The 24622-nt window shown below is 68.4% G+C and carries 18 protein-coding genes; 16 read left to right on the plus strand and 2 right to left on the minus strand.

The genetic code is table 11. The annotated features are described in order from the left end of the window. Positions 1-13 precede the first annotated feature (13 nt). A complete protein-coding gene (locus QMO14_RS20310) occupies positions 14-1771 on the minus strand; it encodes a carboxylesterase/lipase family protein (protein WP_301509313.1) in 1758 nt (585 codons plus the stop codon). Positions 1772-2007: 236 nt separating this feature from the next. On the opposite strand from QMO14_RS20310, the gene QMO14_RS20315 reads away from it, so the two are divergent. From QMO14_RS20315 to QMO14_RS20340, 6 genes are all read left to right on the plus strand, one after another. Next, positions 2008-3087 (plus strand): AraC family transcriptional regulator, encoded by a 1080-nt coding sequence (locus QMO14_RS20315; RefSeq protein WP_301509314.1) that lies wholly within the window; start codon positions 2008-2010, stop codon positions 3085-3087. Positions 3088-3150: 63 nt separating this feature from the next. Then, positions 3151-4632, plus strand: a complete 1482-nt coding sequence (locus tag QMO14_RS20320; protein ID WP_301509292.1) for a YdiU family protein — start codon at positions 3151-3153, stop codon at positions 4630-4632. Further along, entirely contained in the window at positions 4629-5039 is a 411-nt protein-coding gene (gene msrB / locus QMO14_RS20325) for a peptide-methionine (R)-S-oxide reductase MsrB (RefSeq protein ID WP_301509294.1), read from the plus strand. Before QMO14_RS20320 ends, msrB begins: the two co-directional genes overlap by 4 nt. Positions 5040-5060: 21 nt before the next feature. Next, the gene (locus QMO14_RS20330; protein ID WP_301509296.1) at positions 5061-5606 is read left to right on the plus strand and encodes a septation protein A; all 546 of its coding nucleotides are present in this window, start codon (positions 5061-5063) and stop codon (positions 5604-5606) included. Between the two features lie 2 nt (positions 5607-5608). Beyond that, positions 5609-5887, plus strand: a complete 279-nt coding sequence (locus QMO14_RS20335) for a BolA family protein (RefSeq protein ID WP_301509316.1) — start codon at positions 5609-5611, stop codon at positions 5885-5887. Positions 5888-6023: 136 nt separating this feature from the next. Further along, positions 6024-6809 carry a peptidylprolyl isomerase gene (locus QMO14_RS20340; RefSeq protein ID WP_301509299.1) on the plus strand — a complete coding sequence of 262 codons (786 nt, stop codon included), beginning with the start codon at positions 6024-6026 and terminating at the stop codon, positions 6807-6809. Between the two features lie 73 nt (positions 6810-6882). Here the strand turns inward: QMO14_RS20340 and purL are convergent, their stop codons facing one another. Next, positions 6883-10851 (minus strand): phosphoribosylformylglycinamidine synthase, encoded by a 3969-nt coding sequence (purL, locus tag QMO14_RS20345; protein ID WP_301509317.1) that lies wholly within the window; start codon positions 10849-10851, stop codon positions 6883-6885. 156 nt (positions 10852-11007) lie between these two features. Between purL and map the strand changes: the two genes are divergently transcribed. The 10 genes from map to QMO14_RS20395 all read left to right on the plus strand — a co-directional run. Next, complete coding sequence (gene map / locus QMO14_RS20350) at positions 11008-11832, plus strand: type I methionyl aminopeptidase (protein WP_081269432.1); 825 nt, start codon at positions 11008-11010, stop codon at positions 11830-11832. Between the two features lie 22 nt (positions 11833-11854). Continuing rightward, the gene (locus QMO14_RS20355) at positions 11855-14461 is read left to right on the plus strand and encodes a [protein-PII] uridylyltransferase (protein ID WP_301509300.1); all 2607 of its coding nucleotides are present in this window, start codon (positions 11855-11857) and stop codon (positions 14459-14461) included. A 27-nt stretch (positions 14462-14488) separates the two neighbouring features. Next, entirely contained in the window at positions 14489-15526 is a 1038-nt protein-coding gene (locus QMO14_RS20360; RefSeq protein ID WP_301509302.1) for a sensor domain-containing diguanylate cyclase, read from the plus strand. 227 nt (positions 15527-15753) lie between these two features. Next, a complete protein-coding gene (gene bcsD / locus QMO14_RS20365) occupies positions 15754-16227 on the plus strand; it encodes a cellulose biosynthesis protein BcsD (protein WP_301509304.1) in 474 nt (157 codons plus the stop codon). Next, positions 16224-16631, plus strand: coding sequence for a hypothetical protein (locus QMO14_RS20370; RefSeq protein WP_301509305.1), 408 nt, complete (start codon positions 16224-16226; stop codon positions 16629-16631). Before bcsD ends, QMO14_RS20370 begins: the two co-directional genes overlap by 4 nt. A gap of 2 nt (positions 16632-16633) precedes the next feature. Beyond that, complete coding sequence (gene bcsQ / locus QMO14_RS20375; RefSeq protein WP_301509306.1) at positions 16634-17434, plus strand: cellulose biosynthesis protein BcsQ; 801 nt, start codon at positions 16634-16636, stop codon at positions 17432-17434. Positions 17435-17442: 8 nt separating this feature from the next. Beyond that, the gene (bcsA, locus tag QMO14_RS20380; RefSeq protein ID WP_301509307.1) at positions 17443-19611 is read left to right on the plus strand and encodes a UDP-forming cellulose synthase catalytic subunit; all 2169 of its coding nucleotides are present in this window, start codon (positions 17443-17445) and stop codon (positions 19609-19611) included. Continuing rightward, positions 19608-21926, plus strand: coding sequence for a cellulose biosynthesis cyclic di-GMP-binding regulatory protein BcsB (bcsB, locus tag QMO14_RS20385; RefSeq protein WP_301509309.1), 2319 nt, complete (start codon positions 19608-19610; stop codon positions 21924-21926). Before bcsA ends, bcsB begins: the two co-directional genes overlap by 4 nt. 7 nt (positions 21927-21933) lie before the next feature. Then, on the plus strand, positions 21934-23196 hold the full coding sequence (gene bcsZ, locus QMO14_RS20390; protein WP_301509311.1) for a cellulose synthase complex periplasmic endoglucanase BcsZ: 1263 nt from the start codon (positions 21934-21936) through the stop codon (positions 23194-23196). Next, positions 23172-24622: tetratricopeptide repeat protein (locus QMO14_RS20395; RefSeq protein ID WP_301509312.1), on the plus strand; the 1451-nt coding region annotated here is incomplete at its 3' end. The genes bcsZ and QMO14_RS20395, both read left to right, overlap by 25 nt.

Below are 24622 nucleotides of genomic sequence, written 5' to 3' on the forward strand. Positions count from 1 at the left end.
TGAACGAAGCGGCTCATTGCATGAGCGTGATCTTTGTGGCCGTGGGGGTGGCGTCGAGCAGCAGCTGCGACGGCCATGTCGCCCAGGTTGCACCAAGTTCGGGCGTGTTCGGATCGCCCGTGCGCATGAAGGCGCCCACGCTCGCCATGACCGCGTTCGACAGCGCCAGCCGCCCCTTCTCGTTGGCCTTGCCGCGGATCACGTTCGACAGCACCGAGGGGCCGAAATTGCCGAATACGAACGGCAGGTCGAAGGCGTGCGCGGCGCCGTAGACGTCGTTCCAGGGAGCGGCCTCCTGTGCCCAGTCGAGGCGGTAGTGCCAGATGTTCGACTGGCGTGTCTTCATCGTGTCGAGCAGGTTGTCGCGGTTGGCTTCGAACAGCCCCTTGGTGATGAGCGCGGTGGCCGCGTCGTAGCCGGTGCCGGCCTTGTCTACCGGAAGGTAGAACGGGTCGATGATGTCGGCCACCGTGAGCGTGGGCGGCGCGTCGGGGTCGAAGTTGAACATCATCGAGAAGCGCTGGGCGTCGCTGACGATCCAGCCCGACTTGGGCAAGCCGATGGTGCCCAGCAGCGACGCGAAGAGCTTGCCCTCGTCGCGCGTGTTGCCCGAGAGCATCGGCACCTTCACGTACTGGTCGGCGGCGATGGCGCCGATGGGGTCGGTCGGGAGCACCGCGCCATCCGGAATGGGCCCGACCGCGCCGAGGCCGGCCGCAACCACGGTGGTCAGCATCTTGCCGCCGTCCTGCGAGCGCAGGTACTCGGCGATCTGCGCCGGCGTGCGTCCGGCGATGTAGGCCTTGGCGGCCGTCGCATCGGCTGCGGTGCCGTCGGCGACGAGCAGCTTCTCGAGGATGGATTCGCCCTGCGCCAGCGAGGCCGAGGCCGGAGACAGCGAGGGCAGCGTGCCCGGCGGCAGGTTGCTAGCGAGCGAGATGCCGCCGCTCATCTCGAAGGCCTTGTGGAACAGGCCCTTGGCCATCGGCGAGGTCATCACCGACAGCAGGTTCGTGGCACCGGCCGATTCGCCAGAAAGCGTGACGTTGCCCGGGTCGCCCCCGAAGCTGGCCACGTTGTCGCGGACGAAGCGCAGCGCCGCCATGTTGTCGAGCAGCGCGAAGTTGCCCGAATCGTCGCCTTCGCTGCCGCCCGGGCGCAGCTGCGGCACGTTCAGGAAGCCCAGGATGCCCAGCCGGTAGCTGGCGGTGATGACCACCGCGTTGGCGGCCTTGGCCAGCGCGGCGCCGTCATACAGCGGGTCGGCCGTGTAGCCCGAGATGTTGCTGCCGCCGTGGATGAAGAGCAGCACCGGCAGGTTCTTCTCGCCAGTGGCCGGTCGCCAGATGTTGACGAACAGGCAATCCTCGCTGCCGCTGGGCTTGCCCAGCATGGTGCCGATGGTCTCGTCGTAGGTGTTGTTGGCGCCGGGGCTGAAGATGCGGCCGATCTGCAGGCAGGCGTTGTCGAACTTGGTGGCCTGGCGGATGCCGCTCCAGGGCTCGGGCGCCGCCGGTGCACGCCAGCGCAGCGCGCCGACCGGTGGCTTGGCGAACGGAATGCCCTTCCAGAACCAGGTGCCGGTCCTGGCGCTGTCGTCCACGCCCTCGACCTTGCCGGCAACTGTCTGGCGGACCATGGGGCCATCCGCCGCGGGCGGGGCCGGCGCCGGAGCCGGTGCGGGCGGCGGGCTCGGAAGGAAGGCGAAGCCGGACGAGCCGGAGCCGCCACCGCCGCAGGCCGAAAGAGCCGCCAGGGCGGCCGCGGCCATCGCCAGGGCGACGGCCCTGGCCGTTGCCGTCTTCTTTGCTGCCGCCGGACCTTGCCGGTCTCGTGCGTTTGTCTCTGTCTTCATGTTTTTTGTCTCCACACCGGGTTAATCGGAATTCCTGGTCTGACGCGCCGCGCCCATACTCCGGGCCGCCGAACGCGTAAAAAAATTCTAGAAACCGGCACGGTTTTCATCGCTATCGCAACAAAGCCAAACGAATGACTTCAGGAGCCTCCATGCCGCAGCGCCAGCGCGGCACCCAGCGCCGGGCGGGCTGCATGCCGCAGCCGGAGCTGCGCACCAGCTCGGCCGCCTGGCTCGAAGGCGTCCTGTCGATGTTCGAGGCCGAGGGGCTGGACGTGCCCTCGCTGCTGCGCGAGGCCGGCTTCGACCCCGATTCGCTGCACCGGCAGAACACGCGCATCCCGGTCGACGAGATCTCGGTGCTCTGGCAGCTCGCCGTGGCCCGTGCCGGCCGGCCCACGCTGGGCCTGCACCGCGACCTGGCCTCCACCCACAGCAAGCTGGGCACGGTGGGGCATGCGATGTCATGCAGCTCCAGCCTCGAGTCGGCTCTCGTGCGGCTGACCCGCTACATGGCCGTGATCTCGGATGCGACAGCCTTCTCGCTGCACCCCGATCCGCGCGGCTGCTGGATGGTGATGAAGCACACCGGCGGCAGCCTGCCCATTCCGCGCCAGCGCGTCGAGTACGCCCTGCTGACCGTGCTCATGCAGTGCCAGTGGCTCACGCGGCGCGAGCTGCAGCCGCTGGCCATGGAGTTCATCTACCCCGCGCCGGCCGACGACCGGCTGCACCGCGAGGCCTTCGGCTGCGAGGTGCGCTTCAACGCCGAGGCCAACCGCCTGCTGCTGTCTTCAGCCGATATGGCGACGCCGCTGCCCACCTTCCACGAAGTGCTCGGCGAGATGCAGGAGCACCTGCTGGACGACCAGCTCGACCTGCTGGGCCAGACCACCACCAGCACGCTGGTGTGCGCCGAGATCGCGCGCCGTCTGCAGCACGGCGAACCGCGCCGGCAGGACGTGGCCTCGGGCCTCGGGCTGGCCGAACGCACGCTGCAGCGGCGGCTGCAGGAGGAGTCGGTGTCTTTCCAGTCGCTGCTCGACCGCACCCGCCGCGAGCTGGCCAGGCAATACCTGGCCGAAGACCGCCATACGCTGACCGACGTGGCCGACATGCTGGGCTTCGTCGACACCAGCAACTTCTTTCGCGCCTGCAAACGCTGGTTCGGCGTGCCGCCGGCGCAGTACCGGGCCCGCATCTGGGACGCGCCGGCCGCCCTCGCGGCCTGATCCCACCGGGGCCCCGATGGCCCGCTTGGCCAGGGGTTACGCGCGGTGCCGGACAATCCGGGCATGAGCTTGCTTGCTGAAGACACCGGGGCCGCGGACCTGGGCTTGCGCTGGAAACCTGGTTTCCACACCCTGGGCCCGGCGTTTCTCACCGACCTGCGGCCGACACCCCTGCCCGATCCCTACTGGGTCTGCCGAAGCGAAGCAGTCGCCCGCGAGCTGGGGCTGCCGGCCGGCTGGTACGAGTCGGACACCACCCTGGCGGCGCTGGCCGGCAGCCTGCCGATTGCCGGCACCAGCCCCTTCGCCACCGTCTACAGCGGCCACCAGTTCGGCGTATGGGCCGGCCAGCTCGGTGACGGGCGCGCCATCATGCTTGGAGAGACCGAGGGCGGGCTCGAAATGCAGCTCAAGGGCGCGGGGCGCACGCCCTACTCGCGCGGCGGCGACGGCCGCGCGGTGCTGCGCTCCAGCATCCGCGAATTTCTCTGCAGCGAGGCGATGCACGGCCTCGGCATCCCGACCACCCGGGCGCTGTGTGTGACCGGCTCCGATGCCCCCGTGTACCGCGAAGAAGCCGAAAGCGCCGCCGTTGTCGCCCGCGTCGCGCCCAGCTTCGTGCGCTTCGGCCACTTCGAGCACTTCGCGGCCAACCAGCGCGAAGACGAGCTGCGCGCGCTGGCCGACTACGTCATCGACCGCTACTACCCGGCCTGCCGCACCACCGAGCGCTTCAACGGCAGCGCCTACGCCGCATTCCTGGAGGCCGTGAGCGAGCGCACCGCCGCCCTGCTCGCCCGCTGGCAGGCGGTGGGCTTCTGCCACGGGGTGATGAACACCGACAACATGAGCATCCTCGGGCTCACCATCGACTACGGCCCGTTCCAGTTCCTCGACGGCTTCGACCCGCGCCACATCTGCAACCACAGCGACACCAGCGGGCGCTACGCCTTCAACCAGCAGCCCAACGTGGCCTACTGGAACCTGTTCTGCCTGGCGCAGGCGCTGCTGCCGCTGATCGGCGACCAGGAAATCGCCGTGGCCGCGCTGGAGTCTTACAAGACGGTGTTCCCGAACGAGTTCGAGGGCCGCATGCGCGCCAAGCTGGGCCTGCACGGGGCGGCCGAAGGCGACCGCACGCTGATTGAAGGCGTGCTCAAGCTGCTGGCCGCGGGCAAGGTCGACTACACCATCTTCTGGCGCCGGCTCTCTGACTACATGGCCGACGGCAACCTGGAACCGGTGCGCGACCTGTTCCTGGACCGCGCGGGCTTCGACGCCTGGCTGCTATCGTTTTCGGAGCGCCATGCCGGCACCGGCCGCGCCGAGGCCGCCGAACTGATGCGCCGGTCCAACCCGAAGTTCGTGCTGCGGAACCACCTGGGCCAGCAAGCCATCGAAGCAAGCCGGAAAAAGGACCACGCGGCTGTGGCAACCTTGCTGGCCGTGCTCGAGGCCCCATTTGAAGACCATCCCGACGCCGACGCATTCGCCGGTTTCCCGCCCGACTGGGCTTCCACGATCGAAATCAGCTGCTCATCATGACCACTCCAGTACAGAAAACCGACGCCGAATGGAAAGCCCTGCTCGCTGAGAAAGGCGCCGAACCCGCGGCCTTCGAGGTGACGCGCCACGCGGCCACCGAACGCCCCTTTACCGGCAAGTACGAGGCGCACTGGGAAGACGGCACCTACCACTGCGTCTGCTGCGGCGCCAAGCTCTTCGAGTCGGCCACCAAGTTCGACGCCGGCTGCGGCTGGCCCAGCTTCTCGCAGGAGGCCGTGCCCGGCGCCATCCGCAACATCATCGACCGCTCGCACGGCATGGTGCGCACCGAGAATGTCTGCGCCAATTGCGGCGCCCACCTGGGCCACGTGTTCCCCGACGGCCCGACCGAAACCGGCCTGCGCTACTGCATGAACTCGGCATCGCTCGACTTCCAGAAGAAATAAGCGAAACAGGCACCCAGCTCAATGAAACTGCTCCTCGACTTCTTCCCGATCCTGCTTTTCTTCGTTGCCTACAAGATGGGCAACATCTACACCGCCACCGGCGTGCTGATGGCCGCCACGGTGGTGCAGATGGCGATCGTCTACGCCACGGAGCGCAAGCTGCAGGCGATGCAGAAGGCCACGCTGGTACTGATCCTGCTGTTCGGCACGCTCACGCTGGCGCTTCACGACGACCGCTTCATCAAGTGGAAGCCGACGGTGCTGTATGGCGCCATGGCCGTCGCGCTCGCGGTGGCGCTGTGGGCGCTGAAGAAGAACTTCCTGAAGATGCTGCTGGGCTCGCAGCTGGAGTTGCCCGACCGCATCTGGGGCAGGCTCAACGTTGCGTGGATCGGCTATTGCGTCTTCATGGCCGTCATCAACGGCTACGTGGCGGCGTACTTCACGACGGAAGCCTGGGTCAACTTCAAGCTCTGGGGCTACGTGTTCCCCATCGTCTTCCTGGTGGCACAGGGCCTGTACATCGCGCCGCACCTGAAGAACGAAGAAGACAAGCCGGCGGCATGACGATGAACACTACCGCTGCACTGCTGCCCACCGCCGCCGGCCTCGAGGCGGCACTGCGCCAAGCGCTTGCGCCGACCGCGCTCGAAGTGATCGACGAGAGCGCTGCCCACGCGGGCCACGCGGGCGCCAACGCCGAGGGCCGTGGCACCCATTTCCGGGTGCGCATCGCCTCCCCGCTGTTCGAGGGGAAGCCCCGCGTGGCGCGGCATCGGCTTGTGTATGATGCCCTCCAGATTTTTATCGCACAGGGTCTGCACGCCATCGCCATCGAGGTGCTCTGAGTCGGTCGTCCAACGCATCGCGAGTACCGCGTCTCGCATCGGCCGCTGCCCCCCTTTCCTTCCTTCTCCACCCCCCGCTTTCATTACCGCGCAACTTCTACACGCGCATTTCCTTCCCAGTTCGACCATTCATTCCATGAAAAAACAAATCTTGCAGGCCGTCGCGGCCGCAGCGCTGCTCGGTGCCATCCCCATGGCGGCCCTGGCGCAGAACGCAGCCATCGTGAACGGCAAGCCGGTGCCCAAGGCCCGCATGGACGTTCTGGCCCAGCAGCTGGCAGCCGCAGGCCGTCCGGTGACGCCTGAAATGCAAGGCCAGCTGCGCGAGGAAATCGTGGCGCGCGAAGTGTTCATGCAGGAAGCCCAGAAGCAGGGCCTGGACGCCACCGAGGACTACAAGAACCAGCTCGAACTCGCCCGCCAGGCCATCCTGATCCGCGCCCTGTTCGAGAACTACCGCAAAACCAACCCTGTCTCGGACGCCGACGTGAAGGCCGAGTACGACAAGTTCGTGGCTGCCAACGGCGGCAAGGAATACAAGGCCCGCCATATCCTGGTCGAGACCGAGGACCAGGCCAAGAAGATCATGGCCGACCTGAAGAAGGGCGCCAAGTTCGAAGACATCGCGAAGAAGCAGAGCAAGGACCCGGGTTCGGGCGCCAACGGCGGCGACCTCGACTGGGCCAACCCCGCGAGCTTCGTGCCCGAGTTCTCGGAAGCCATGATCAAGCTGAAGAAGGGCGAAACCACCCCCGCCCCGATCAAGACCCAGTTCGGCTGGCACATCATCCGCGTCGACGACATCCGCCAGGCCCAACTGCCGAAGCTGGAAGAAGTAAAGCCGCAGATCACGCAGCAACTGCAGCAGCAGCGCCTGCAGAAGTACCAGGAAGAACTGCGAGCAAAGGCCAAGGTCGAGTAATCGATACTGGCAAAAGAGAAAGCGGCCTTCGAGGCCGCTTTTTTTTGCCGTCTTTCCTGGCCGATGCCGGGCTTCAGCCCACCCAGCGGCGCGCGTTGCGCCAGATCTGCATCCAGGGGCTCAACTCGCTCTTGTCGCCCGAGGTCCAGCTCATCTGGATGTTGCGGAACACGCGCTCCGGGTGCGGCATCACGGCAGTGAAGCGGCCATCGGGTGTGGTCACCGAGGTCAGGCCGCCGGCGCTGCCATTGGGGTTGAACGGGTACTGCTCGGTCGGCTTGCCGTGGTTGTCGACGAAGCGCATCGCCGCGATGGCCTTGTCGGCGTCGCCGCGGTACTTGAAGTTGGCATAGCCCTCACCGTGCGCCACCGCGATCGGCAGGCGGCTGCCGGCCATGCCCGCGAAGAAGATGCTCGGCGACTCGAGCACTTCGACCATCGACAGGCGCGCCTCGAAGCGTTCGCTCTGGTTGGTGGTGAAGCGCGGCCAGGCTTCGGCGCCCGGGATGATGTCGGCCAGCTCGGCAAACATCTGGCAGCCGTTGCACACGCCCAGGCCGAAGGTGTCGGCGCGGCCGAAGAAGGTCTTGAACTGCTCGGCCAGCTTCGGGTTGAAGGTGATGCTGCGCGCCCAGCCGATGCCGGCGCCCAGCGTGTCACCGTAGCTGAAGCCGCCGCAGGCGACCACGCCCTTGAAGTCGGCGAGGTCCGCGCGGCCGGACTGCAGGTCGGTCATGTGGACGTCGAAGGCTTCGAAGCCGGCTTCGGTGAAGGCGTAGGCCATCTCGACGTGCGAATTGACGCCCTGCTCGCGCAGGATCGCGACCTTGGGGCGCGACTGCAGGATGGCCGGAGCAGCGGGCTGGGCGTTCGGCAGGAACACATGCATGCCCGGGTCAGCCGGATCGCCGGCTGCCGCGTGCTCGGCATCGGCGCAGGCGGGGTTGTCGCGCTCGCGGGCGATCTTCCAGCTGACCGAGTCCCACACCTGCTGCAGGTCGTGCAGGCTCGCGCTGAACACCGACTTGGCATCACGCCAGACTTCGACCTTGCCCTTGCCCGCATCCATCGGCGAGCTGGCGGGGCGCGTCTTGCCCACGAAGTGGCTGTGCGTGCTGAGGCCGTGGGCGCGCAGCACCTGCATGACGTCGTTGCGCTCGGCGGTGCGCACCTGCAGCACCATGCCCAGCTCTTCGTTGAACAGCGCCTTGAGCGTGAGCTCCTCGCGCCGCGCGCTGACCTGCTGCGCCCAGTTCTTCGCGTCGCCAGTTTCCATGCGGCTGTCGGAAATGCCGTCGCCTTCGGTGACCAGCATGTCGACGTTGAGCGCCACGCCGACGTGGCCCGCAAAGGCCATCTCGCAGGCGGTGGCGAACAAGCCGCCGTCGCTGCGGTCGTGCATCGCGAGGATCTTGCCGTCGGCGCGCAGCGCGTTCACCGCATTGACCAGCGCCACCAGCTGCGCCGGGTCGTCCAGGTCGGGCACGGTGTCGCCGCTCTGGTTGAGCGTCTGCGCCAGGATGCTGCCGGCCATGCGGTGCTTGCCCTGGCCCAGGTCGATCAGCACAAGGGTGGTGTCGGCTTCTTCGGCGTCGAGTTGCGGCGTGAGCGTGCCGCGCACGTCGGCCAGCGTGGCGAAGGCGCTGACGATCAGGCTCACGGGCGACGTGACCTTCTTGGCCTCGGCGTCGTCCTTCCACTGCGTGCGCATCGACAGGGAATCCTTGCCGACCGGAATCGACACGCCCAGCGCCGGGCACAGTTCCAGGCCCACGGCCTTGACGGTCTCGTACAGCGCGGCGTCTTCGCCGGGCTCGCCGCAGGCGGCCATCCAGTTGGCCGAGAGCTTCACGCGCGAGAGCTCGATGGGCGCGGCCAGCAGGTTGGTGATGGCTTCGGCCACCGCCATGCGGCCCGAGGCCGGCGCGTCGAGCGCGGCCAGCGGCGTGCGCTCGCCCATGCTCATGGCTTCGCCGGCAAAACCCTTGTAGTCGGCCAGCGTCACGGCGCAGTCGGCCACGGGCACCTGCCACGGTCCGACCATCTGGTCGCGATGGCTCAGGCCGCCCACGGTGCGGTCGCCGATGGTGACGAGGAAACGCTTCGACGCCACGGTCGGGTGCGCGAGCACGTCGATGGCGGCCTTCTGCAGGTCGACGCCCGTCAGGTCGAGCGGCTTGAAGCTGCGCGTCACGGTCTTCACGTCGCGGTGCATCTTCGGCGGCTTGCCGAGCAGCACGTCCATCGGCATGTCGACCGGCTGCACCTGTGCGCCCTCGTCGGCCACCAGCAGCTGGCGTTCTTCGGTCGCCACGCCGACCACGGAGAACGGGCAGCGCTCGCGCTCGCAGAAGGCCTTGAACTGTTCGAGCGACTCCGGCGCGATGGCCAGCACGTAGCGTTCCTGGCTCTCGTTGCACCAGATTTCCTTGGGCGCCATGCCCGACTCTTCCAGCGGCACCGCGCGCAGGTCGAATCGCGCGCCGCGGCCGGCGTCGTTGGTCAGCTCGGGGAATGCGTTGCTCAGGCCGCCAGCGCCCACGTCGTGGATCGCGAGGATGGGGTTGGCCGCGCCCTGCTGCCAGCAGTGGTTGATGACCTCCTGCGCGCGGCGCTCGATCTCGGGGTTGCCGCGCTGCACCGAGTCGAAGTCGAGCTCGGCCGCATTGGCGCCGGTGGCCATCGAGCTGGCGGCGCTGCCGCCCATGCCGATGCGCATGCCGGGACCGCCGAGCTGGATCAGCAGCGAACCGGCGGGGAACTGGATCTTCTTCGTCTGCGCCGCGTCGATGCTGCCGAGGCCGCCCGCGATCATGATGGGCTTGTGGTAGCCGCGCTGCACGGTGTCGACGTCGCTCGCCACGGTCTGCTCGTACTCGCGGAAGTAGCCCAGCAGGTTGGGACGGCCGAACTCGTTGTTGAACGCGGCGCCGCCCAGCGGGCCCTCGGTCATGATCTGCAGCGGGCTGGCGATGTGTTCGGGCTTGCCGTAGCTGCCCTCTTCCGGCCACAGCTTCGAGACGGTGAAGCCGGTCAGGCCGGCCTTGGGCTTGGAGCCGCGGCCGGTGGCACCCTCGTCGCGGATCTCGCCGCCGGCGCCGGTGGAAGCGCCCGGGAAAGGCGAAATGGCGGTCGGGTGGTTGTGCGTCTCGACCTTCATCAGCACATGGCTCAGGGCGCTATCTTTTTGATAGCTCTGCGAGCCGTTGGCCGGAATGAAGCGCTCGATGGTCGCGCCTTCCATCACCGAGGCGTTGTCGGCGTAAGCGATGACCGTGTGCTGCGGGTTCTGCTTCTCGGTGTGGCGGATCATCGAGAACAGGCTCTGCGGCTGGGCCTTGCCGTCGATGGTGAAGTCGGCGTTGAAGATCTTGTGGCGGCAGTGCTCGCTGTTGGCCTGCGCGAACATCATCAGCTCGACGTCGCTGGGGTTGCGGCCCAGGCGGGTGAAGGCATCGACCAGGTAGTCGATCTCGTCCTCGGCCAGTGCCAGGCCGAAGCCGGTGTTGGCCGCCACCAGCGCGGCGCGGCCGCCGCCCTGCACGTCGACCTGTGCCATCGGCTGGGCCGGCAGTTCGCTGAAGAGGCTGGCGGCCTGCTCGACGGTGGCCAGCACCGATTCGGTCATGCGGTCGTGCAGCGGGCCGGCCACCGCGGCCAGCGCGTCGCCCTCGAGCGCGGGGGCCTTGCCGATCAGCGGCGTCTTGAGCTTCAGGTGGTATTGGGTGACCCGCTCGACGCGGCGCAGCGCCAGGCCGCAGTTGTGGGCGATGTCGGTGGCCTTGGAAGCCCAGGGCGACACGGTGCCCAGGCGCGGCGTGACCACCACGCTGGCGCCCGCCCTGGCCGGTGCCTCGAAGGGCTCGCCATAGGTCAGCAGCGCGGCGAAGCGCTCATGGCCCGCCGGATCGAGCGCCGAGTCGGTCACCACCAGGTGCACGAAGCGGGCCGAGATGCCCTCGATGCGCGGCTCGATGGCCTGCAGCTTCGGCAGCAGTTGCCGTGCGCGGAAGTCGCTGAGCGCGCTGCCGCCCTCGAACATGGTTACGACAGGAAGGGCTTGAGGTGCGGGCTGCGTCACGGTCGATGGGGCCTCGGGGGCCGCGTTGGGAATCAAGGAATAAAGGCGAATGACCGCTGACTGGGGTCATCCGCGTTAACCCGGGATTTTAGCCGGGCCGATGGGATAATTCGGGGCATGAGCATTAACTACAAAGACGCTGCAGGCATCGAAGCCATGCGGGTCGCCTGCCGCCTGGCCTCCGAGGTGCTGGACTACCTCACGCCCTTCATCAAGCCCGGTATCACGACCAACGATGTCGACCGGCTGGCCGCCGAATACATGGTCAAGCAGGGCACCACCTCGGCCACGGTGGGCTACATGGGCGCCAGCAGCGTCCCGTTCCCGAAGTCGCTGTGCACCTCGGTGAACCACGTGGTGTGCCACGGCATCCCGAACGACAAGCCCCTGAAGAAGGGCGACATCATGAACGTCGACGTGACCGTCATCAAGGACGGCTGGTTCGGCGACAACAGCCGCATGTACGTGATCGGCGACGCCTCCATCGCCGCCAAGCGCCTGTGCAGCATCACCTTCGAGGCCATGTGGCACGGCATCCTGCAGGTACGCCCCGGCGCGCACCTGGGCGACGTGGGCCACGCGATCCAGAAGTTCGCCGAAGGCCAGGGCTTCTCGGTGGTGCGCGAGTTCTGCGGCCACGGCGTGGGCCAGCGCTTCCATGAAGAGCCCCAGGTGCTGCACTACGGCCGCCCGGGCACCATGGAAGAGCTCAAGCCCGGCATGATTTTCACGATCGAGCCGATGATCAACGCCGGCAAGCGCGACGTGAAGGAAGACTTCAAGGGCGGCCAGTACGACGGCTGGACCATCGTCACGCGCGACCATTCGCTTTCGGCCCAATGGGAGCACACCGTGCTCGTCACCGAGACCGGCTACGAAGTGCTGACGCTGTCGGCCGGCAGCCCGCCGCTGCCCTCCTTCGTCACCTCGACCAAGACCTGACGCGGCATCGCGTCCCTCTGCCGTGATCGAAGCAGCCAACATCGACGTGGCGACGCTGCGCGAAGCCTATCGCGCCAAGAAGCTCGCACTGTTCGACACCCTGCGCTTCGCGCGCGCCCCGACCCGCAGCGTCCACACGGTGCTGCGCCAGCTCTCGGCGCTGGCCGACGAAACGCTGTGCACCCTGTGGCGCGAAGCCGGCTTCGGCGATTCGCTCGCGCTGGCGGCCGTGGGCGGCTTCGGGCGCGGCGAGCTGTTCCCGTATTCCGACGTCGACGTGCTGCTCCTGCTGCCCGCCGAGGGCGAGACGGGCGGCGTCGAGCCGGCGCGCATCGAGGCCTTCATCGGCCACTGCTGGGACGCGGGCCTCGAAATCGGCTCCAGCGTGCGCACCGTCGACGAGTGCCTTGCCGAGGCCGAGAAGGACGTCACCGTCCAGACCTCGCTGCTCGAGGCCCGCCTGATCGCCGGCGACAAGAAGCTCTTCACGGGTTTTCGCCGCCGCTTCACCCGCGCCATCGACCCGCAGGCCTTCTTCGTGGCCAAGTCGCAGGAGATGCGGCACCGCCACCAGAAATTCGACAACACGCCCTACGCGCTCGAGCCCAACTGCAAGGAATCGCCCGGCGGCCTGCGCGACCTGCAGACCATTCTCTGGATGACCAAGGCTGCCGGCTACGGCAGCCGCTGGGACGACCTGGCCAAGAACGGCCTGGCCACCTCCTTCGAGGCGCAGCAGATCAAGCGCAACGAGGCGCTGCTCTCGCTGATCCGCGCCCGGCTGCACGTGATCGCCAACCGGCGCGAAGATCGCCTCGTGTTCGACCTGCAGACCGCCGTGGCAGCCAGCTTCGGCTACGAAAGCGAGTCGCAGCGCAAGTCGAGCGAGGCGCTGATGCGGCGCTACTACTGGGCCGCCAAGGCGGTGTCTCAGCTCAACCAGATCCTGCTGCTCAACATCTCCGAGCGGCTGCAGCCCAGCGACGAGCCGCACACGCCCATCAACGAGCGCTTCTACGAGCGTGCCGGGCTGATCGAGATCGCCAGCGACGACCTCTACGAGCGCGAGCCGCATGCGGTACTCGAGACATTCCTGCTCTACCAGAAGACCATCGGCGTGAACGGCCTGTCGGCGCGCACGCTGCGTGCGCTCTACAACGCGCGCCACGTGATGGACAGCAAGTTCCGCAACGACCCGGTCAACCACCAGACCTTCATGCGGATCCTGCTGCAGCCCTACGGCATCACGCATGCCTTCAGGCTGATGAACCAGACCTCGGTGCTGGGGCGCTACCTGCGGGTGTTCCGCAGCATCGTGGGGCAGATGCAGCATGACCTGTTCCACGTCTACACGGTGGACCAGCACATCCTGATGGTGCTGCGCAACGTACGGCGCTTCTTCATCGCCGAGCACGCGCACGAATACCCGTTCTGCTCGCAGCTCGCGGCCGGCTGGGACAAGCCCTGGATCCTGTACGTGGCCGCCCTCTTCCACGACATCGCCAAGGGGCGCGGCGGCGACCACTCCACGCTGGGCGCGCGCGACGTGCAGCGTTTCTGCAAGCAGCACGGCATCGCCCGGGAAGACGCCAAGCTCATCGAATTCCTCGTGGCCGAGCACCTGGTGATGAGCCAGGTCGCCCAGAAGCAGGACCTGAGCGACCCCGAAGTCATCGGCGCCTTCGCCAGGCGGGTGGGCAACGAGCGCTACCTCACTGCCCTCTACCTGCTGACCATCGCCGACATCCGCGGCACCTCGCCGCGCGTGTGGAACGCCTGGAAGGGCAAGCTGCTCGAGGACCTGTACCGCTACACCCTGCGCGCGCTGGGCGGCCGCATGCCCGACCCGGACGCCGAGGTCGAGTCGCGCAAGCGCGAGGCGCTGGTGCAGCTCGCCCTGCACGCCCAGCGCTTCGAGGCGCACAAGGCGCTGTGGGACACGCTGGACGTGGGCTACTTCATGCGCCACGACGCCGGCGAGATCGCCTGGCATGCCAAGCAGCTCTCGCGCTTCGTGCCGCCGCCCGACGTGCCGGTCGACCCGAAGGCGGCGCCGGTGGTCCGGGCGCGCCTGTCGCCGGTGGGCGAAGGCCTTCAGGTGGTGGTGTACACGCCCGACCAGCCCGACCTGTTCGCGCGCATCTGCGGCTACTTCGACCAGGCCTCCTTCAGCATCCTGGACGCCAAGGTGCACACCACGAGCAACGGCTACGCGCTCGATACCTTCCAGGTGGTGACCACCTTCCTGCCGGACCACTACCGCGACCTGATCAGCATGGTCGAGTCGGGCCTGGCGCAGACGCTCACCGAGGCCGGCGCCCTGCCGCCGCCCAGCATGGGCCGGGTGTCGCGCCGGGTGCGCAGCTTTCCGATCAAGCCGCGCATCAGCCTGCTGCCGGACGACAAGGCGCAGCGCTGGCTGCTCAGCATCTCCGCCAGCGACCGCGCCGGCCTGCTGTACTCGGTGGCCCGGGTGCTGGCGCGCCATCACCTGAACCTGCAGCTCGCCAAGGTCTCGACGCTGGGCGAGCGGGTGGAAGACACCTTCCTCATCAGCGGCCCCGAGCTCCAGGGCCAGAAGACGCAGCTGGCCATCGAAACGGAATTGATGGAAGCACTGGCCTCCTGAATCCCGGGAGCCCTCAGAATGTCGGCCATGGAATTTTTGATCGAACAGCTATCCGAAACCGTCTCCTCGGCCACGACGCTGGAAGACCTGGCTCGCCCGATGCTCGAAATGCTCGAGGCGGCAACCGGCCTTGAATCGGCCTACCTCACGGTCATCGAGCCCGAAAAGGCCCGCCAGCACATCCTCTACGCCCACAACACGGGCGAGCTGGCCATTCCCGAAGGTGCCTACGTTGCATGGGCCGACACGCTGTGCCGCCATGCGCTGGAAGAAGGCCGCATCTACGCCGACGACGCCGGCGGCTGCTGGGGCGATGCCGATGCCGCCCATGAACTGGGCATCCGGACCTGCGCGAGCGCGCCCATCAAGATCGACGGCGGCAGCCTGCATGGCGCGCTGTGCGCCGCCAGCGCCGGGCAGATCTCGCTGCCGGCCATCGCCGAACCGGTACTGCGCCTATTCGCCAGCCTGATCGCCCAGCAGGTGGAACGCGAGCGGATGGTCGCGAAGCTCGACAAGGCCGGCATCGAACTCTCGGTCAATGCAGCGACCGACACCCTCACGGGCCTGCCGAACCGCCGTGCACTCGTCGACGCGCTGCAGCGCATGCTCGCCCAGGGCGCACGCAGCGCCCAGAGCGTGCTGGTCGGATTCGTCGACATGGACGGCTTCAAGAAGATCAACGACGCGCACGGCCAGGAAGTCGGCGACGAATTCCTGGCGGCCATGGCGAAGCAGCTGTCGAACTGCGTGCGCGCGAGCGACATGCTGGCGCGCTTCGGCTCCGACGAGTTCGTGGTAATCGGCCTGGGGCCTGGCCTGGGCGAATCGCCGCGCACGGGCGCCATGGCGCTCGGCGACCGGCTGGCGGAAAACACCAAGGGCGAGTTGCGGCTCGAGAACATGACGATCGACTACGCGGGAGCGAGCGTCGGCGTGGTGGCGGTCGACCCACGCACCACTTCCGCCGAGGAAGCCTTGCGGCAGGCCGATGCCGCCATGTACGCGGTCAAGCACAGTCGCCGCAACATGTTCCAGCACGCGGGCGAAGCCGTCTCGGACTGAGCTTTCGCGTGGGGCGCCCGCAGCGGCGCCCCGGGGCTGAAGTCGCCCTTCTCAAAAAAACTGAATCCGGTCGCCCCCGCGCGCCGTACTTGCCCGTTGCCCGACGAAGGCTCGGGGATGGACTCGTCACCGAATTCAGACAGTTGGCCAATCCAAACCCAGTCCTTTCGTACTAATTAGTTCACATTTATTGTCAATAGTTAACCGATCCAAGAGAATGCTTCGGCATGGAACTTGGTGCGACGTTCATTGACTATTACGAAAAGAAATCCTGCAGCGCGCAATGGCTGGAATTCAACCGCGGCATGGCTGCCGAGTTGAGCGCCGGATTGCCACCCGAGGACTTGCGGCAGCTTTTCTTCCGCATCGGCCAGCGTCTCGCGCATGCCCTGCCGATTGCTCCCTGCCGCACGCTAGGCGAGCTTCAGGACCAGTTCAATGCCCGCTGGGACGGCATCGACTGGGGCTTCACCGAATTGAGCGAAGAGGACGACGGCGTCGCCATCACGCACGCCTGCAGCCCGGTCGCCGCCGCCTTCGGGCCAGATTCGACCGGCTGGAGCGTCGGCTTCTTCGAGGGCGCCTACCAGACCTGGTTCGAGGCGCAGCACATGCCCTCCACGCTGCGCGTGTACGCGTTGCAGCCCGAGGGCCGGACGGGCCCGCGTGTCGACCTTCGGCTGTCGAGGGTGGGCGCATGAGCTCGAAGGAACACACACCCGAGGACATCGCCGGCCTCTTCGGCAAGTTCGGCGGCAACGGCAACGGTTACAAGGAATTCGCCGCGCCCGACGCAGAAGCGCCGCGCGTCTGGCCATTGCTGTCCGGCGAGAAAATCGCGCACCCGCCGGCACCGTCTGCACCGGTGTCCATCCCGGTCGGCGGCGCTGCGCCGCCCTCGCCAACGCCCGCACCGCTCCCGGTCTTCGCGCCGGCGCCCGCGGCCACGTTCACTCATGAACCCGAACTGCATGCGGCCACCGTCGCCTCTGCCGGCTCGGGCTCGGCACCCACACCGCTCGAGCAGCTTTTCGCACGCCTGGCCGCGCCGCACAGGCCGCCCACGGCGCCCGGCCCCATGTCACGCTGGCGAAGGCCGACGTGACGATGGTTGTCATCCCCGTAATTTCCTCCAAGGGCGGCGTCGGCAAGACGACGATTGCCGCCAATCTCTGCACCGCCTTCGCGCAGCGCGGCCGGCAGGTGCTGGCCATCGACCTCGATCCGCAGAACGCCCTGCGCTTCCACATCGCCAACGAGCCGCAGGCCTGCGACAGCGGCCTGCTCGAGGCCGCCACCGGGCTGATGCCGTGGGCGCGTGCGATCCGCCCCGCGCACGGCGGCGTGATGCTGCTGCCCTTCGGCGACGTCGACGACGAGCGCCAGATCGCGTTCGAGCAGCAGCTGGCGCGCACGCCCGGTTGGCTGGGCGACACGCTGGAGCGCTTCGGCCTGCCCGCCGATACGCTGGTAGTGCTCGACACCCCGCCCGGGCCTTCGGTCTACCTGCAGCAGGCCCTGCGCGCGGCCAGCTTCGGCGTGGTCGCGGTGCTGGCCGATGCGGGCTCCTTCGCCACGCTGCCGATCGTCGAGCGCATGCTCGACAAGTACGCCCGACCGCGCACCGCCTACATGGGCACCGGCTACGTGGTGAACCAGATCGACCCGGGCAAGCGGCTCAACCACGACGTCTTCGAGCTGCTGCGCCAGCGGCTGCGCCCCGAACTGCTGGGCATGCTGCACATGGATCAGGCGGTGCCCGAGGCGCTGGCCTCGGCCGCGCCGGTGCAGAGCTACGCACCCATGAGCCAGGCGACGCAGGACATCGCCTCCTGCGCCGAGCGCCTGCTCGAACGCATCGACACCGCCCGGCAGGCGGCGTCCTTCCCGACCCTGCGGACCACGTAGACGAACCGATGAAACACGCCCAGTCCGCTCCACCACCCCAGCCCGAACCCCGGCCCGCGCCAGCGATCCTGCGGCTGCTGCCGGTGCGCATCCTCGGCTGGATCGTGGCGCTCACGATGCTGCCGGCGCTGATCATCGCGCCCATGACCTTCGAGCAGCAGATCGCGCTGTCGGTGGGCATCTTCGCGGCGGCGCTCGTCACCAACCGCTTTCGCGGCCGCTTCGCCAGCCTGGTGCTGATCTTCCTGTCGGTGGTCGTGTCCTCGCGCTACACCTACTGGCGTGTGACCGAGACCATGTTCATGGACAACCCGGTCGACCTGGTGCTGGGCGTGGGACTGCTGATGGCCGAGCTCTACGCCTTCGTGGTGCTGCTGCTGGGCTACGTGCAGACCGCCTGGCCGCTGGAGCGCAAGCCGGTGCCGCTGCCCGAGGACCCGGCCGAGTGGCCGACCATCGACCTGTTCATTCCGACCTACAACGAGTCGCTGTCGGTGGTGCGCTCCACCGTGCTGGCCGCGCAGTTGATCGACTGGCCGCGCGACAAGATCAAGATCTTCGTGCTCGACGACGGCCGGCGCGAGGAGTTCCGGGTGTTCTGCGAGCAGGTCGGTGTGACGCACGTCATCCGCGACAACAACCGCCACGCCAAGGCCGGCAACATCAACGCCGCGCTGAAGAACACCTCCGGCGAGTTCGTCGCGATCTTCGATTGCGACCACATCCCCACGCGTTCGTTCATGCAGATCGCCATGGGCTGGTTCGGGCGCGACCCCAAGCTGGGCATGGTCCAGCTGCCCCACTACTTCTTCTCGGCCGACCCCTTCGAGCGCAACCTCGACACCTTCGGCACGGTGCCCAACGAGGGCGAGCTTTTCTACGGCCTGATCCAGGACGGCAACGATCTCTGGAACGCCACCTTCTTCTGCGGCTCCTGCGCGGTGCTGCGCCGGACCATCGTGGAAGAAGTGGGCGGCATCGCGGTCGAGACCGTCACCGAAGACGCCCACACCGCGCTGAAGATGCACCGCCTGGGCTACAACACCGCCTATCTCGCGCTGCCGCAGGCCGCGGGCCTGGCCACCGAAAGCCTCTCGGGCCACGTGGGCCAGCGCATCCGATGGGCGCGCGGCATGGCGCAGATCTTCCGCATCGACAACCCGCTCTTCGGGCGCGGGCTGCACTGGGCGCAGCGCCTTTGCTACGTGAACGCGATGCTGCACTTCCTGTACGGGCTGCCGCGGCTCATCTACCTGACGGCGCCGCTGGCGTACCTGTACTTCGGCGCGAGCGTGATCCACGCCTCGGCCTCGATGATCTTCGCCTTCGCGCTGCCGCACATCCTGCACGCCAACCTGACCAACAGCCGCATACAGGGGCGATTCCGCTACCTGCTGTGGAACGAGGTCTACGAGGCGGTGCTGGCCTGGTACATCTTCCGCCCGACGCTGGTGGCGCTCATCAACCCCAAGCTCGGCAGCTTCAACGTGACGGCCAAGGGCGGCCTGATCCAGGAAGAGTATTTCGACAGCACCATCGCCAAGGCCAGCCTGGTGCTGCTCGCGCTGAACTTCGTGGGCGTGTGCCTGGGCGCATGGCGGCTGACCTGGGTCGACTCGCAGCACATCGCCACCGTGTGGCTGAACCTGGCCTGGACGGTCTACAACCTGATGATCCTGGGCGCCTGCGTGGCCGCGGCCAACGAGTCGCGCCAGCTGCGCGGATCGCACCGCGTGGAACTCAACCTGCCGGCCACGCTGTACTTTCCCGACGGCCGCTCCCTGCGCTGCAACACCTTCGACTTCTCCAGCGGCGGCCTGGGCCTCGAATTGCCGCAGGACATGAAGCTCGACCTCGAAACGCCCGTCGAGGTGGCGCTGTACCGCAACGACCAGGAATCGCGCTTCGCCTCCACCGTGCGCTTCAGCAGCGGCAAGCGCCTGGGCCTGAGCTTCGTGCCGATGAGCTTCGCGCAGGAGCGCGCGCTGGTGCAATGCACCACCGCCCGTGCCGACATCTGGGCCGCGCGCTGGGGCAACCACCCGCGCGTGCCGATCCACCGCGTGCTCGGCCACATCATCAGCATCAGCGGCACCGGTTTCCGAGACATGTTCAGCCATTACTACCGTGCGGCCGCCTCGCGGCTGCGTCCCGTCAAAGCGAAGGAATCCACGTGACGCCCCCCCAGTGCGCGCATCGCCGCGCCGAGCATCCTGTCAGCGCGGCTTCGTCCTCGTTCGTCTTCCGCACCGTGGCGCTTGCCGTCGCATTTGCCGCAGCCGGCGCCGCCTTCGCCCAGCCCCGGCCGCCCGAGCCTCAGGCTCTGGCCGTCGCGGCCGCGGCGCCCGCCGGCGGCGCGGTGCGCGAGCTCAACCTCACGCAACTGGGCATCGACTACGCGGTGCAGCTGCGCGGCATCAGCGGCACGGTCGGCATCCCGTTCAACGTACGCGCCGACGAGCTGGTGACGGCCGCGTCGTTCAGGCTGAACTACGCCTATTCGCCCTCGCTGATCCCGGAGCTCTCGCACCTGAAGGTCACGGTGAACGACGTGCTGGTCGCCACGCTGCCGGTGCCCACCGCCGGCGCGGGCCGCCCGCAGACGGCCGAGATTCCGATCGACCGGCGCCTGATCACCGAATTCAACCGCATCAACGTCGAGCTCATCGGCCACTACACCCGGGAGTGCGAAGACCCCGCGCACACCAGCCTGTGGGCGCGCGTCGACGCCTCCAGCACGCTGAAGCTGACAGTGGCGCCGCTGAAGCTGGTCAACGACCTCGCCGCCCTGCCCCAGCCCTTCTTCGACCGCCGCGACGTGCGCCGCGCGCGCATTCCCTTCGTGTTCGGCACGGCCGCCTCGGGCCCGGTGCTGGAGGCGGCGGGCGTGGTGTCGTCATGGTTCGGCGCGCTGGCCGACTACCGGGGCGCGACCTTTCCGGTGTCGGGCGGCGACCTGCCCACGGGCCACGCGGTGGTGTTCGTCACGCCCGATTCGAGCATCCCCGGCCTCACGCTGCCGGCGATCCGCGGGCCGGGCATCGCGATCGTCGACAACCCGCGCGACCCCAACGGCAAGCTGCTGCTGGTGATGGGCAGCACGCCCGCCGACCTGCGCACCGCCGCCGCGGCGCTGGCGCTCAACGCGAAAGCCTTCGCCGGCGCGACCGCCTCGATCACCGCCTTCCAGGAGCCGCCCGCGCGCAAACCCTACGACGCGCCGCGCTGGGTGCCGAGCGACCGTCCGCTGCAGCTGGGCGAGCTGACCACGGCGGCCGACCTGTCGGTGACGGGCTACAACCCCGACGTGGTCCGCGTGAACCTGCAACTGCCGCCAGACCTCTTCACCTGGCGCAGCCGCGGCATTCCGCTCGACCTGCAATACCGCTACACGCCGCGCGTGCGGCCCGACCAGTCGACGCTGAACGTCAACGTCAACGAGAACTTCGTGGGGGGCCTGCCGCTGCGCTCGGCCAACCCGGCCGGCGACCGCTGGTGGAACCCGCTGGCGGTGAAGCTGATGCCCGACGGCACGCTGGCCGAACGCAAGGAAGTGATCCTGCCGCCGCTGGCCATGGGTCCGCGCAGCCAGCTGCGGCTGCACTACTACTTCGAGCCGGTGGGCGGGCGCTGCGTGCCGCAGCTGGACAACGTGCGCGGCGCCATCGACCCGACCTCGACGATCGACGTGTCGGGCTTCCCGCACTTCATCGCGATGCCCGAACTCGCGGCTTATGCCAACGGCGGTTTCCCCTTCTCGCGCATGGCCGACCTGTCGGACACCGCCGTCATCCTGCCGGACCAGCCAAGCGGCAGCGACACCGAGATGTTCCTCGGCCTGCTCGGCCAGATCGGCCGCTCCACCGGCTATCCCGCACTGCGCGTGAAGGTGGGCCGCGCCGCCGAAGCGCAGCAGTGGGCCGACAAGGACCTGCTGGTGATCGGCAGCCTGCAGAACCAGCCCCTGTTCACCCAGTGGGCCGACAGGATGCCGCTCAAGCGCAACGGCAACGCGCCCGAGTTCAAGCTCGACAGCTGGATCGACAACGCCATCGACTTCGTGATCGGCGCGCGCACCCGCGAGGATCTGCCGGGCTCGATGCAGATCTCGGTGAGCGCCGACGGCCGCGACGGGGTGCTGGCAGGCTTCCAGTCGCCGCTGCGCAGCGGCCGCAGCGTGGTCGCCGCCATCGCCAACGCAGAGTCGAAGGACGCGCTGCTCAACGCGCTGATGACGCCCGACCTGCTCAAGAGCGTGCAGGGCAGCATGACCATCGTGCGCGACACGCAGGTCAACAGCGTGCTGGGCCAGGACACCTACTACGTCGGCCGCCTGCCGCCCATCGCCTGGGTGCAGTGGCATCTCTCGCGCAGCCCGCTGATGCTGGCCGGGCTGGTGATCTTGCTGGCGCTGCTGGGCGCGGCCGTGTCGTACGCGGGCCTGCAGCTGCGCGCACGCCGGCGGCTGTCGGTCAAGGCCAAGGGCAAGTAAGGGACTCATGCAACGTTCGAAAACCGTGCCCCTGCCCGAACGGCCTGCGAGCCGGCGCGCCCTGCTGGGCGCGGCGGGGCTCGTGCTGGCCCTGCCCCGGCTGGCCGCTGCCGCACCGGCCGCCTCGCCCCCGGCGCAGGCCGCCGCTCCAGCAGCAGCACCTGCCTGCCACCCCGCCACCGACTGGACGGCCTTCGCCGCCCGCCACATCCAGCCCGACGGCCGGGTGATCGACTTCAACACGCCGCAGCAGCAATCGACCTCCGAAGGCCAGTCGTACGGCCTGTTCTTCGCGCTGGTCCACAACGACCGCGCCACCTTCTCCCGCGTGCTGGCATGGACCGAGGCCAACCTTTCGGGCGGCAGCCTCGCAAAGCAATTGCCGGCCTGGCAGTGGGGCCGCAAGCCGGCCGGCGGCTGGGGCGTGCTCGATGCCAACGCCGCATCCGACGCCGACCTGTGGATCGCCTATTCGCTCATGGAAGCGGGCCGGCTCTGGAACGACGCCGGCTATCGCACGCTCGGCCGCGAGGTGCTGGCGCAGGCGGTGCGCGAGGAGATCATCAACGTGCCCGGCCTCGGACGCATGCTGCTGCCCTGGCCCAAGTCGGTGGCGAGCGGGCCGTTGTGGCGCCTCAATCCGAGCTACATGCCTCTGCAGCTGCTGCGGTACTTCCAGCAGGCCGATGCGGCCGGCCCGTGGGGCGAGGTCATCGACAACACGCTGCGCATGTTCGGCGCCGTCACGCCCAAGGGCTTCGCGCCGGACTGGTGCGCCTGGTCGCAGGATGCGCGCGCCTTCGTCGCCGATCCGCAGAAGGGCGCCACCGGCGGTTACGACGCGATCCGCGTCTACCTCTGGGCGGGCATGCTCTCGGCGCGAGACCCGGCCCGCAAGATGCTGCTGCTGAACCTGCGCGGCCCCCGCCAGGCGCTGGCCGAGAACCACGCGGTGCCGGAGTACGTCGACACCGTCACCGGCCAGGTCCGCGGCATGGCGCCGCTGGGCTTCTCCGGCGCGATGCTGCCCTACCTCAAGGCGCTGGACGCCACCGATGCGCTGGCCGACCAGGTCGCCCGCGTACCCGGCGGTCGCGCGGCGCCCCCTGCCGCCGGCGCGACCACGCCGCCCGTGGCGCCCTTGCCGTACTACGAACAGTGCCTGTTGCTTTTCGGACAGGCGTGGCTCGACGGCCGATATGAATTCGGCCCCACCGGTCAGCTGCAAACCTCATGGAGAACGCTATGCCGTCCCAATCGACCGGCTTGAAGCCGCGGCGCTCGTCCGGCGTCGTCCCCGGCTCGCGTCTTTTCCCGAGCCCCTTTTCGCTCTCGCCGCAATCCCGTCAATGGACGGCCTGCCTCGGCATGCTCGTCGCGCTGTGCGCCGCCAACCCCGCCCATGCGCAGGCCGATGCAGCCAGCGCCGCGCTGATCGAGCAAGGCAACTACTGGCAGGCCCAGGGCCGCGCCGACCTCGCCGAGGAAAGCTGGAAGAAGCTGCTGAGCGTGCAGCCCCAGTCGACCGACGCGATGTACGGCATGGCGCAGGTCGAGCTCTCGCGCGGCAACTCCGAGGCCGCGCGCACCTGGATCGCCCGCCTGCGCACCGCGAACCCGAACGACAGCCGACTCGCTCGCCTGCAGCAGCTGTCGCAGCAGCCCGCCGGTACGCAAAGCACGCTGCAGCGCGCCCGTGCYGCCGCGCGCGCCGGCCGCGCCGCCGAGGCGGTTGAGCTGTACCGCAGCCAGTTCGACAACCGCCCGCCGCCCGAGGCGCTGGCCCTTGAGTACTACCAGGTGCTGGCCAGCACGCCCCAGGGCGCCGACGAAGGCCGCCGCGGCCTCGAACAGCTGGTGAAGGACCATCCGGAGAACGCCAACTACAAGCTCGCGCTGGCGCAGCAGAAGACCTACAGCGAATCGACGCGCCGCGCCGGCATCCGCGAACTGGTCGAGCTGACGAAGCAGCCCGCCGTGGCTGGCGCCGCGCGTGCCGCATGGCGCCAGGCGCTGATCTGGCTGGACGCGCGCCAGCCCGACGCCGCGCTCTACCAGGAGTACCTGAGCAGCAACCAGACCGATGCCGCCGTGGCCGCGCGGCTGGAAAGCCTCACCACCGCCAAGACCGCCGCCGCCAACTCGCCCGGTGTTCCAGTGGGCGAAGGCTTCAAGGCGCTGGACCGCGGCGACGCCAGCACCGCCGAGCAGCGCTTCCAGCAGGCGCTGCGCACGAAGGCCGACGACACCGAGGCGCTGGGCGGACTGGGCCTGGTGCGTTTGCGCCAGGAGCGCTTCGCCGAGGCGCAGGAGCTGCTGGAGCGCGCGGTGCGCGGCGGCGGCAGCAAGTGGAACTCGGCACTGCAGAGCGCCAACTACTGGGTGCTGGTCGGGCAGGCCCGCGCCGCCCAGGGCAAGAACGACCTGCGCGGCGCGCAGTCGCTCTACGAGCGCGCGGTACGCATCGATCCGCGCGAGCCCGTGGGCCAGAACGCGCTGGCCGACCTGCGCGCCGCCGCGGGCGACTACGCGCAGGCCGAACAGGGCTACAAGCGCGTGCTCGAAGGCCGTCCGCAGAACATGCAGGCGCTGCGCGGGCTGATCTCGGTCTACGGGCAGACCGGCCGCCCCGACACTCGGATCAGTCGGTGTTTGCTTTTGTGCGGCGGGGGCGGGGTGGGGAGTTTGTTGTGGTG

The organism is Variovorax sp. CAN15 (assembly GCF_030462475.1).
Classification (GTDB): domain Bacteria; phylum Pseudomonadota; class Gammaproteobacteria; order Burkholderiales; family Burkholderiaceae_C; genus Variovorax.